Annotated in this window: 7 protein-coding genes and 1 tRNA gene; 7 read left to right on the forward strand and 1 reads right to left on the reverse strand. The window is 54.5% G+C overall.

Annotation, left to right across the window (positions count from 1 at the left end; genetic code table 11):
* The first annotated feature begins 113 nt into the window (after positions 1–113).
* From FYC48_RS21275 to FYC48_RS21290, 4 genes are all read left to right on the forward strand, one after another.
* Entirely contained in the window at positions 114–1,754 is a 1,641-nt protein-coding gene (locus FYC48_RS21275) for an arylsulfatase (protein WP_149498818.1), read from the forward strand.
* Between the two features lie 398 nt (positions 1,755–2,152).
* Positions 2,153–4,765, forward strand: coding sequence for a TolC family protein (locus FYC48_RS21280; RefSeq protein ID WP_160149684.1), 2,613 nt, complete (start codon positions 2,153–2,155; stop codon positions 4,763–4,765).
* A gap of 243 nt (positions 4,766–5,008) precedes the next feature.
* Positions 5,009–6,523, forward strand: a complete 1,515-nt coding sequence (locus tag FYC48_RS21285) for an efflux RND transporter periplasmic adaptor subunit (protein ID WP_149498820.1) — start codon at positions 5,009–5,011, stop codon at positions 6,521–6,523.
* A 59-nt stretch (positions 6,524–6,582) separates the two neighbouring features.
* Positions 6,583–7,809, forward strand: a complete 1,227-nt coding sequence (locus tag FYC48_RS21290) for an ABC transporter permease (protein WP_200836669.1) — start codon at positions 6,583–6,585, stop codon at positions 7,807–7,809.
* A gap of 440 nt (positions 7,810–8,249) precedes the next feature.
* Here FYC48_RS21290 and FYC48_RS21295 read toward each other — a convergent pair.
* A tRNA-His gene (locus FYC48_RS21295) sits at positions 8,250–8,323 on the reverse strand.
* 309 nt (positions 8,324–8,632) lie between these two features.
* On the opposite strand from FYC48_RS21295, the gene FYC48_RS21300 reads away from it, so the two are divergent.
* The 3 genes from FYC48_RS21300 to FYC48_RS21310 all read left to right on the forward strand — a co-directional run bounded on the left by FYC48_RS21300 (position 8,633) and on the right by FYC48_RS21310 (position 11,466).
* Entirely contained in the window at positions 8,633–9,385 is a 753-nt protein-coding gene (locus tag FYC48_RS21300) for a hypothetical protein (protein ID WP_149498822.1), read from the forward strand.
* On the forward strand, positions 9,382–10,326 hold the full coding sequence (locus tag FYC48_RS21305; RefSeq protein WP_149498823.1) for a hypothetical protein: 945 nt from the start codon (positions 9,382–9,384) through the stop codon (positions 10,324–10,326). The genes FYC48_RS21300 and FYC48_RS21305 overlap by 4 nt, the downstream gene beginning before the upstream one ends.
* 405 nt (positions 10,327–10,731) lie before the next feature.
* Complete coding sequence (locus FYC48_RS21310) at positions 10,732–11,466, forward strand: SDR family oxidoreductase (protein ID WP_149498824.1); 735 nt, start codon at positions 10,732–10,734, stop codon at positions 11,464–11,466.
* Positions 11,467–11,660: the final 194 nt, after the last annotated feature.

Here is an 11,660-nt window from a genome sequence, read left to right on the forward strand (position 1 = left end):
ATTGGCCACGCCCCTATCGACGTCGTGGTGCTACATCCCGAAGCACCGCACAAGTAGAATGACGGGTCACACCGTTCCTTGCGGCCCCTTGTTTCCCGCCTGACCTACTTGTGATGAAGATTACCACCGCTTTGTTGATGTCACTGTCGGTGATGTCACTGCTGCTGACGGCAGCGCCCGTTTCCGCCGATCGGCGACCGAACATTGTCGTCCTGTTCGCCGACGACATGGGATTTTCAGACATCGGTTGCTACGGCAGCGAAATCGAAACACCGAATATTGATCGGCTCGCCGAAGGCGGTTTGCGATTCACTCATTTCTACAACACCGGGCGTTGCTGTCCGTCGCGAGCTTCGATTCTGACGGGCTTGTACCCGCATCAAGCCGACATCGGCCACATGGCCGGCGACTTGAAAGTTGACGGTTATCGCGATCGACTTAGCTTCAATGCCGTCACCTTGGCAGAAGTTCTTGGGTCTGCCGGTTACCGAACGATCATGACGGGCAAGTGGCACCTTGGCTGGCGAGATGAAGGCTGTCCCACGGCACGTGGCTTTCAACTCTTTTATGGAACACGCGGCTACATCGACAGCTACTACACCATCGTGCCACGTACAGAAGTCTACCTTGGCGAACAGGTCGTCCTTCCCGTTACGGAGAAACCGGTCAACCATCTACATCCCGATCAAGAGTGGTATACGACGGATGTTTTCACCGATTACGCGTTGCATTTCATCGACAATGTCCGCGAACAAGGTGACGCCCCGTTCTTTCTCTACTTGGCCTACAACGCACCGCACTTCCCCTTACATGCGAAGCCGGAAGACATCCAAAAGTATCGCGGCAAGTACCGTGATGGGTGGGAACAATTCCGAAAGTCACGCCATCAGAAACTGATCGAACTAGGTGTCTTGCAATCTGACACCGAGCTTTCGGCGTTAGATGTTCCGGCTTGGCAAACATTGACCGACAAGCAGCGCGATGACATGGACTTTAAGATGGCTCTGTTTGCTGCGATCGTTGATCGTTTGGATCAAAACGTCGGGCGTGTGATCGATCACCTTGAAGCGATCGGTGAACTCAATAACACACTGCTGGTGTTCCTTTCCGACAACGGAGGCACCAAAGAAACGGGCCTGTTTGGAATCAAAGGAAAACGCAACACGGTCGACAACTACTCCGAATGGGCCAAGGTCGGTGGCTGGACCAGCAGCTACGGTCAAGGCTGGGCAAACTTAAGTAACACGCCGTTTCGGCGCTACAAACGTGAAAACCACGAAGGCGGCATCAGCGCCCCTTTCATCGCCCATTGGCCCAACATGATTGACGACCGCGGTGGACTACGTCATCAACCATCCCACTTGATCGATTTGATGCCGACGTTTGTCGAAATTGGCCAGGCCGAATATCCGACGACCTTCAATGGACACGAAATTCAGCCCATGCAAGGGCGTAGCCTCATGCCGGTCTTCGATCTGGCAAACCCCAAAGAATCACGAACGTTGTACTGGGAACACGAAGGCAATCGAGCGATCCGTGAGGGTGATTGGAAGTTAGTCGGCAGCCGCAACGAACCCTGGGAGCTTTACAATATTTCGCAAGATCGAACCGAAAGTGAAAACCTGGTCGAGTCACTCCCAAAGAAAGCGAACGCCCTGAAATCGAAGTGGGATGCTTGGGCGGAGAAAGTCAATGTGCTGACCCCGGAAGCATTCGAACAGCAACGACAATCTGTCCGACAAGGCGGCAAGTAACGCCGTTTGCTGGCTACATTCTGAGAGTGGTTCAGTTGCGTAGCCACGGATATGCCAGAAAAACCGGGGCAAACGCCCGTCGACGGATCGACCACGCCCGAACGGACACGTGGATCATTCCACTGGGATCAGCCGAATGGCGTTAGCCACGGTTGAGTTGCAATCATCTGGTCTAACACGACTTGGCTGATAGCTGACCAGTGATACAGAACCAGTGCCACTCCAACGCCGTGTTCCCAGCCGCCATCGAAACGGCAAACTCCACCTAGCCCGCAAACTCGCCTTCATCTTCCCGCGTGGGGGCGTTTCGATCCTACTGATTGTATGGAACGGATCGGTAGAACCGACGCTTGATGCCGATAGACACCATGAATCAGATGGTATGTCTAGGATCAAAAATGTGTCAGTTCGGGTTCAAACAGTTGCGTCGTGAAAAGAGCGTTGGGCGAGCCGCCGCGGTTCGGCCGTTGATTTTGCTTTTTGCTACCCTGCCGGTGGCCGCTGCGTCGTTGCAGGGTTGCGCGAGATCGACCTACCGAAAAGCGGCGGACCGCGAGGCCTATTGCCTGATCGACAGTCGCAAGTCAGACGCGCGCTGGGACATCCCCAACCGCGCCGTCGAACCGCAACGCCATTCGCGGATGTACTTGGCTGCCGAACAAGATTGTGCTCCCAAGCCACCGGATGATTTCGCCGCCCATCGGTACATGGTCCAACCGGACTGCAAAGAGATTCCCTACTACCAAAAGATCGCAACGCGGCACAGCGTCGAGAACCCGGCGTGGATCGACCGATTGCCGAAAAACGAAACTGGCACGATTGATCTAACGCAACCACTCATGATCGACCTGGCGCTTTTGCACAGTCGTGATTACCAAGGGGAATTCGAACAGGTTTATCTTCGTGCGCTCGACCTTTCGGTCAATCGCTTCGAATTCGACACGCAATGGTTTGGCGGTGCCGGATTAGCGTATGAAGCGAACGGCGAAGATCTTGGCAATGATCGTTTGCTGACCGTGTCGGATCGACTGGGCTTTGGTCGCAACCTAGCCGGCGGCGGCCAGTTTGCCACCAGCGTAGTCAACTCGCTGACCTGGAACTTTCCCGGAAACACCGTCCAGGCCGGCTCGGCGACGATCGTGTCGACCTTTACCCAGCCGCTGCTACGCGGTGCGTTTCGTCATGTCCGACTGGAAAGCCTGACACAGTCCGAACGTAACTTGTTGTACCAAGTTCGTGATTTCGCTCGGTTCCGACGACTCTTTTACGTTGGATTGACCGAGCGCTACCTGGGGTTGCTGACGCAAACCCAATCGATCCGCAACACCGAGAACAACGTCAGTAACTTGCGTCAAAACTTGGTCGAACATGAATTCTACGAACAGCTCGAAACCGTCTCCCAAGTACAAGTTGACCAGGTATTTCAGCAGTACCAAAACGGGCGTCGATCATTACTTTCCGCCGAACAAGATCTGATCGGACAACAAGACAACCTGAAGTTCGCGATCGGCTTGCCCGCCTGGGTCACGTTTGACATCGACGAATCACTGTTGGAACCGTTCGAGTTAGTCGATCCACGAATCGAGGCGTTACAAGACGAAGCCCAAGAGCTATTCATCGAACTGGTGCAATACCTTCCTCCCACACAAGCTCCGATCGATGTCCTGCAGCAGCACTTCGATCGCTATCAAGAATTGCATCGCGAAGCACTCGATCGTCTGCCGGACGTCGAAGCCGAACTGCGCCAGTGGCAAGCGAGACTCGCGACCACCGACCGAACACGTTTTAGTGACGACGATCGCCTGGATTTCGAGCAACAGTCTGAGCTGGCAGAACGCATCGAAACGCTACTCGCTGACTTACGAAGCGACTTTGCGACTCGCGATTCATTCGATGCCCGAGTGCTCGAAAAGCTCCGTAATTACGAAGCCAATCCGCCAAGCGAAGAAGACACCACCGAGCAACCGACGTTCGAAGAAATTTTGAAAGGCGTCGAGTCGCTCGCAGACGTCTCGATCGATGACCTACTTCCCAATGATGACGACAATACCGCGATCATTGCCTGGAAGGCCGTCTCGGAAGCGATTGGGAGTAAGCTGCGGGAAGAGATCGCAGAACTGTATGTCGCTCAGACCCAGATTCGATTGTTTTTGATCGATATCGAACCATTTTCCATCCCTTCCGAAAAAGCGATCAGCTTTGCACTTCAAAATCGCCTGGACTTAATGAACTCGAAAGCCCTGGTAATGGACCAATTCCGGAAGGTCGAAGTCGCCGCTGACGCGTTGGAAAGCGATCTGAACCTCAGCGGACAAGTCGCGATCGGCAGTGATAGCGATTCGAATAGCCCATTCAAACTCGACTCTGCGAATAATCTCTATCAGCTTGGGTTGCAGTTCGACGGACCTCTCAATCGCCGCGTCGAGCGCAATGATTACCGAGCGGAGCAGGTAGCCTATCAAGCAGCCATTCGGACGTTCATCGCCGACAAAGACTCCATTGCCAACGAAGTCCGACAAATCCTCCGTCGCCTCGAGTTTAGCCGTCTAAGTTTTCAGATCGCGCGTCAACAGGTTTTCGCGGCGACTCGCCAGGTGGACCAAGCTCAAATCGATCTTCGACAGAGCCGCGCGATCGATGCCAACCTGACGATTATCTTGCTCCAAGCACTTGACGGAATGCTGGATGCGAAGAACAGCTTGGTTCAAAACTGGATCGACTATCGGGTGCAAAAAATGCGATTATTCGCGGCACTTGAATTGCTGTATCTCGATGAAAACGGGCAGTGGATCAATGAGGAAACGGGATTGGATCAGGTCCTCAATTTTCAGGCGATCGACCCCGAATACTTCCCGCCCCAAATCGTGTTGGCAGAGGAATCCAATTCGATCGATACCGATCTTGCCCCACCCGCGTCAGACCCGGTGCTCGCCGAGGAAGCGATGGGGGAATTGGAACTGATCGAAGCAGAAATCGGCACGCCGGATGATGCTCCCCGAGAAGACAACTGAGCCCCGTCCGTCCAAATCAGCCGAAGAGCGTTAGCTCCGGTTGCCTCATCTTCCAGCCCAAATCAGCCGAAGAGCGTTAGCTCCGGTTGCCTGCCCCCGCAATCCGTTCATCACGTTTGCCGGTCAGAATACAAATTCCAATGCATCGCCGAGAAGCTTCGGCTACACTTAGGGGTCAGAATTTTAGACAAATAGTCTCGTTTCGAGCGTCTGTTATTGTCTACACCGACCTCGACCAATTTTATGAAGAAAATCGCTAGCTACGGCCTGATCGTAACTGTCCTCGCGATCACCGGCATCGCCGTTCTCAAAATGCCCGGTATCCTCAACGGCGCCGACTCTTCCAATGATGCTCAGGCAACGTACGTCGTTCAGCGGCGAACGATTGAAGATCGGGTCGTCGAACGCGGCACGATCGAAAGCCAAAAAACCGTTTACGGTAAATGCGAAATCCCAGGTCGAAACAAAATCACGTTCATCGTCCCCGAAGGCTCACGCGTCAAAAAGGGTGACAAAGTTGCGGAGTTTGAAACGACCGAAATCGACAAAGACATCAAAGAAAAAGAAGTCGAGATCAACGAGGCAAAGGGAAAACACGCCGAAGCCGTTCAGTCACTGTCGATCAAAGAAGATGAAAACGCGACCAACATCGCGGCGGCGAAACTGGCATTCGACATCGCAGAAATCGATCTAAAAAAGTATCGCCTCGGTGATTTTGAATCGGAAAAGGCAGACCTGAATCGAGCGATCAAAGAAGCCGAAGCGGAACTCGAAAAGGTACGTGACGAAAAAAACAACATCAAAATCCTCGTCAAAAAGGGTTACCGCACGCCGCAACAATTGCTTGAGTACCAACTTCGTGAACAAAATTTCCAATTCCAGGTCGAACGTGACAAACAGAAGTACAAAGTTCTCGTCACCTATGACCGGGACAAGAAGCTGATCGAATTTGGCGGCAAAGTCGAAGAAACCAAACTAAAACTCGAGCGTGCCAAGAAGACCGCCAAAGCGGAAACACTCAAAGCTCAAGCGGCGATCGACAACGCCGCGTCGGCGGTCAGCATCCTCGAACAACAACTCGAAGAACTGCAGCGACTGCGAAAAAAATGCACGCTTCTTGCCGAACAGGACGGCACAGTGGCGTACGCCAATGAACGATGGTACGACGCATCGGAACGAATTCGCGAAGGCACCGAAGTTTACTCAGGCCGCAACGTTTACTTTCTGCCGGACATGAGTCGGATGCAAGTCAAGGCGAACGTCCACGAATCGGTCGTCGATAAGATCAAAGTTGACCAGACGGCCGACATTCGACTCGACGCCTTCTCCGACCGAAAACTGGCCGGCCGCGTCACCAAAGTCGCCGGGATGGCGGCGAGCAGCTATTCCAGCGTCCAGAATTACGAAACGATCATCGTGATCGATCAGTTACCCGATGAGTTGGATATTAAGCCGGGGATGACGGCCGAAGTTAACATCCTGGTCGGGACCTACGAAGACGTCATCACCGTCCCAGTTGGTGCCGTCACGGAGCACTTTGAACAGTCCTATGTGTATGTCCGCGATGGTGGTTCGATCAGCCGTCGATCGATCGAAACCGGACGCAGCACACACTCGTTTGTCGAGGTCCTCGAGGGGCTTCGCGAAGGTGAAACGGTCACATTGGACGCCTACCAACGTGGGATCGATGACTTTGCCGATGCCGAACAAGAAGCCGGCGCCGGAGGGGCCGCGCCGTCGGGGGCGCCGCAAGCGTGATGGGATCAAGCTTTCTTCGTTATCAAGCCATCTTTCACACCTCCGTCCGAGGTGTGTTGATGCACAAACTGCGTTCACTACTGACCGTCTTAGGGTTGGTCTTCGGCGTCGCCAGTGTGATCGTCATGCTGGCCGTTGCCGAAGGCGCTAGTCGACAAGCTCAAGCACAAATCGAAGCGTTAGGTGTCAGCAATGTGATCTTACGCAGTAAAGAACCAAGCAGCAGCGAATCGGAAATCAACTTTCGATCGTTCGAGCAAGATTTTGGACTGACGTACGATGATTTGCGGCGGATCGAAGAGACGATCGACTCGGCGACGTCGGTGACACCGCTGCGTGAATTTCGGCAGGAAGCTCGCTACGCCGACCAAACCGTCGACGCGCGGATTGTCGGTGTCTATCCCAGTTATTTCGAAGCGAGCAAGATTGAGATTGTCTTGGGACGACCGATCGAACCGGCCGACCTGAAGCAACGCGCAAACGTCTGTGTTGTCGGGGAAGACATCGCCAGAAATGTATTCCGAGGCAAGTCACCCTTGGGTAAATCCATTCAAGTCGACAACACCCACTTCTTTCGGATCATCGGCGTCCAAGGTTACAAAACACCGTCCGCGGGTATCGGTTCGAGCATGTCGGCCTCGGATTTAAACAGCGACATCGTGATTCCGCTCACGACCGATCGAAGCCGGATCGGCGATGTGATCACCCGGCGCCAACAAGGCAGCTTTTCCAGGCAACGACTCGAACTCAGCCAGATCACCGTCGGCGTTGTCGATCGCCATCAAGTCAAAACGACCGCCGCAGCCTTGGAAGGGTTATTGGCAAAATATCACCCTCGTGAAGACTACGCGATCACGATTCCACTCGACCTGCTCGAACAAGCTCAAGCGACACAGCGGATTTTCAACTTTGTACTCGGTGCAACTGCGGCAATCTCACTTTTGGTCGGTGGGATTGGCATCATGAACATCATGCTCGCCAACGTCAGTGAACGGACCCGTGAAATCGGCATCCGCCGGTCACTCGGTGCCAAACAGCGCGACATCATTTTTCAGTTCGTGATCGAAACCGCATCGCTATCGCTGTTTGGCACTTTGATTGGAGTCATCGTTGGCTTAGCGGCTCCCTCGTTGGTCTCATACCTATCGGGGATGGAAACGATGGTGACACCATGGTCCGTCGCAATTGCATCGCTGGTATCACTTTCGGTCGGCATCGTGTTCGGGATCTACCCCGCCCGGCAAGCGGCACGGATGGATCCCATCGAAGCACTCCGGCGAATGTAGCGCGAGAGTCAATCGATTGGGCATGGTAAACCGAACAATTTTGGTTCCATCGTGATCAATGGCAGGAGCACCAATGCTGGCGCTCGCACACTACCGAACCAGGTCCGGTCTGCTGGTTCCTAACTTCTCGATGTACCGGGTGCAAAGCTGACCCTCATCAGGCGTTGCGTTTCGCAGATGAGATGTTTGTTCAACGGCCCAGCGACTGGACCAATTATTCGGGTTCGGCTCATCAGCCGACGGTAATTAGCCCCGGTGATTGCACCGAAACCGTGGCTAACGCCAATCGGCTAATCCTAACCTTGGGTGCCGAGGAGGCACTAACGTGGATCGCACGCGGTTTTTCGGTACAAATCCGAACTTAAAACGTGGCCGCACTCCAAATAGGCGGGGACGCTCGCGAGCGATCCGGCCGGTAAATTACGGCAAAAGAAAGAAGGGGTGGATGACCGGGTTCGAACCGGCGACATCTGGAACCACAATCCAGTGCTCTAACCAACTGAGCTACACCCACCGTGTTGGCGGCGAAACCAAAAGTGCCTCGCCAGAATCAGAGACTTTATCCGCCAAAATAAGTTCGGTCAACGGTCCGTTTTTCTCGGCCGAAAAGATTCTTTAACGATCCCCCAAAAACGGCCAGGTTAACCCCTGTAATCACGCTAGGTTTTCAAATCCTAGTCGGGTCTACTTCACTGGATTCTCTGATTGCCGCCGAGCGAGTAGGCTATCAGGTTGAGATGGTTTGCCACTGCGAAACTTCTCTCACTTGCACTGCTGGCTCACACACTGCCCGCCCTAACTCTGCCCGCCCAACCACGCGTCGATGGCTCGTCGAAAACCCGCACGAAAACCCACCCCCGATCACGAGACGACTCGTGGTCTCGCCGGCACTCGTGATGAGACTGGCGATGCCACCGTGGACGCCGCATCGACATCGCCGGATGCGACCACGGTTGAACGGTCGCCGGTCGTGACCGTCGCACCGACCGGATGGGTGCCAATTCTGATCAGTCTAGCTGTGATCCTGCATTTGGCTGCCTTGTTTGTTTCCTATTCAGCAATTGTTGAGCCTTCTTCCACACAAGGCCGACTTCTGGAAACACTGACACCTTATTTGCGCGGAACACACTTCGCCGCCGACGGTCGGCGGTTTTACCTCGCCCACGCGACGCCCGACGAACAACCGCATCGTCTTCAAGTTGCCTCGGTCGACGCGAACGGCCAATTTGTTATCGACCGGGAAACGCGGTGGACGACCATCGAACCTTCAGGCCCGTCCGGTTTGGCGGCCTCGGATCGCTATGCCAAATGGATGACCCTGGCTGCGACGCTATCTGAATCCGACCAACGCTCGCTGGCCGCACAGCTATTGTTGCCACTTGTGAAAGCAGACGAATCGATCGCTGCCGTCCGTATCGTACGACTACCGACGCAGCTCACGACCGCCGAACAGGACGCGATGGGACCTGCGTACCTGGCCCGAGTGGTTCGAAACAAAAACGGAGTCAACTTGGTCGCGATCGAATCCCGGCGCCTCACCACCATGCCTCGCGACACGAACGAGGTCACGCCGTGAAAGAAGCCTTCACCTCGAGCTGGAATCGGTTTTGGTTTGCCCCTAGCCCGGCGCGTTCGTTGTCGTTCGTTAGAGTCGGTTTGGGAATCGTCACCGCACTGTATTTCCTTTCGGCACTTCCTGACGTTGCGGTTTGGTTCGCTTCCGGTGCACCGGCGAGCACCACCAACCTTGCCGAGTTCTTTCGCACAGCAGAATTGACGCGTGATGCCCGCTGGATGGTTTCGCCGCTGTTTATCTGGGACGCATTGTTCAACGGTTCGAATTTATCAGAAAGCACGACAATCTACCGAGCATACCTATTGATCGGTGCCGCCCTTTCGATCGTTTTGGCGTTGGCCGATCGAATCGCACCTCGGTGCCCGAGAATACTGCGCTGGTTTGTCCTGCGTGGTGGATTAGCTGCTTTGGTGTGGATCTGGTTTGTCGGGTGGGCGAACCGCGTCGTCTTGCTTGCCGGCGTAGTCGAACCTGTTCTGAGCGTTTCGCTGGCGGCGTTGATGATCTCGCCGATCGCCGCTCAGGATCGCCAGGATCATCAATACAGTTGGCGCACCACGCTTTCGCGACGATTGATCGCCTGCCAATTCACACTGATCGGGATCTTGACCACGGCCACGATGTTGGCCAGCCCGACGTGGTGGAACGGGACCGGAGCGTATGGGCTGCTTGCACCGACAGAAGACCGATTTTTCGACGTGCGCGAATCTTGGTTTGAAACGCCGCTTGTCTACGAAGGTCTCACGCTGGTCCTGGTCTGGCTGCTCCCTCTCGGGTTGCTTTTGGCATGGAAGCGTCCCTCTCGCTCATTCGGCGTCGGGCTGATTTGGGCTTGGGCACTGCTGGTTGGCCTGATGACGACAAATGTTCTCTACGCGGCGACGTTCGGCATCATTGCAACGAGCCTCGGTGACCGAGATACTGACCATGCCTCCGCCTGAGCGAATGGGGCAAAAACGCTCGGCGGCGGAAGCATGGCTATGAAAACGTCACGACCAGTCGCGACAGATGCGGAGATCAACGACGAGAGGGATGATAAGCGAAACGGATTGAATCAGGATTGGCTTTGATTGAATCAATCTCGCCGTTGAAGCTTCGAGGTTTCGCCCCTTCGGCAATCGAGAAGGTCAATCCGAAAGCCTCAATTCAACACTGATTTATCGGGCTGACATTCTCTGACGACCTCCCCACACGGGTGCCGGATTGGTCGCTGATCGATCAAACGACCGTTTGCGTGTATCAATTGCACAACGGCTTCTCGTCGGGTCCGACTGTTTAACGCGAACCGGCATCAAACATCCACACCAAACCAACCATTTTTTGCTCAGAATTCATAGGTAATTTAAGTGAGTGATTTGAAAGGAAAAATTGTCGCAATCACCGGCGGCGGAACCGGAATCGGCGAAGGGATCGCAAGGAAGCTCGCCAGCTTGGGTTGTCGCGTGGCGGTCGGAGGCCGACGCATTGAGAAACTTGAAAGCGTTGCCCAATCGATCAAATCAGAAACACCGGTCTATTGCCACACGCTCGATGTCGCCGACCCGGACAGCGTGAAAGACTTTTTTGCTGCCGTTAAGAGCCACTTCGGCGATCCCGACATCCTGGTCAATAGTGCCGGCATCAACATCCAAAAGCGGACGATGGCAGAGATGTCGCCGGAAGACTGGGATCGTGTGATGCAGATCAACGCGAGCGGCGCCTACCGATGCATCTACGAAGTCTTGCCCGCGATGCGAGAGCGCCGCGACGGATTGGTCGTCAACATTTCGTCGGTCGCCGGCAAACGCGCGATCACTCTTGGCGGCGTCGTCTATTGTGCCAGCAAGTTTGCCATGACTGCTTTGGGAACGGCGATTAGCAACGAAGTTCGCGACGAAAGCGTCCGAATCACCAACGTGTATCCCGGCGAAGTCAATACGCCGATTTTGGAGAACCGCCCCAACCCGGTCTCACAAGAACACAAGGATTCGATCTTGCAACCCGAAGACATCGCCGAAGTCGTGGCGACGATTTGTGCGTTGCCGCCACGCGCCAATGTTCCCGAAGTCGTCGTAAAACCGACGAAACAAGAATGGGTCTAATCAAGCGTTCCTAACCGCCGGTCGATCCAAGATCCATGCATGCAACGCTCGCTGGATCCGGAATTATTTGACCTTAGGTTTCTGTTTAGGCGTAAGGCGTTAAGCAGTTGAACACGAAAGATTCGGCTTAAGTCATTTCACTCTCCCACTGGGCATTGGTATCTACACAAGTGCGAAGGGGAGAGCTTTGGCTT

Origin of the sequence: Roseiconus lacunae, assembly GCF_008312935.1 — a bacterium.
In the GTDB taxonomy this organism is placed as follows: domain Bacteria; phylum Planctomycetota; class Planctomycetia; order Pirellulales; family Pirellulaceae; genus Stieleria; species Stieleria lacunae.

Coding starts and splice junctions, on each gene's coding strand:
- FYC48_RS21280 (WP_160149684.1), top strand. CDS start 2,153: ATGTGTCAGTTCGGGTTCAAACAGTTGCGTCGTGAAAAGAGCGTTGGG.
- FYC48_RS21290 (WP_200836669.1), top strand. CDS start 6,583: ATGCACAAACTGCGTTCACTACTGACCGTCTTAGGGTTGGTCTTCGGC.
- FYC48_RS21275 (WP_149498818.1), top strand. CDS start 114: ATGAAGATTACCACCGCTTTGTTGATGTCACTGTCGGTGATGTCACTG.
- FYC48_RS21285 (WP_149498820.1), top strand. CDS start 5,009: ATGAAGAAAATCGCTAGCTACGGCCTGATCGTAACTGTCCTCGCGATC.
- FYC48_RS21300 (WP_149498822.1), top strand. CDS start 8,633: ATGGCTCGTCGAAAACCCGCACGAAAACCCACCCCCGATCACGAGACG.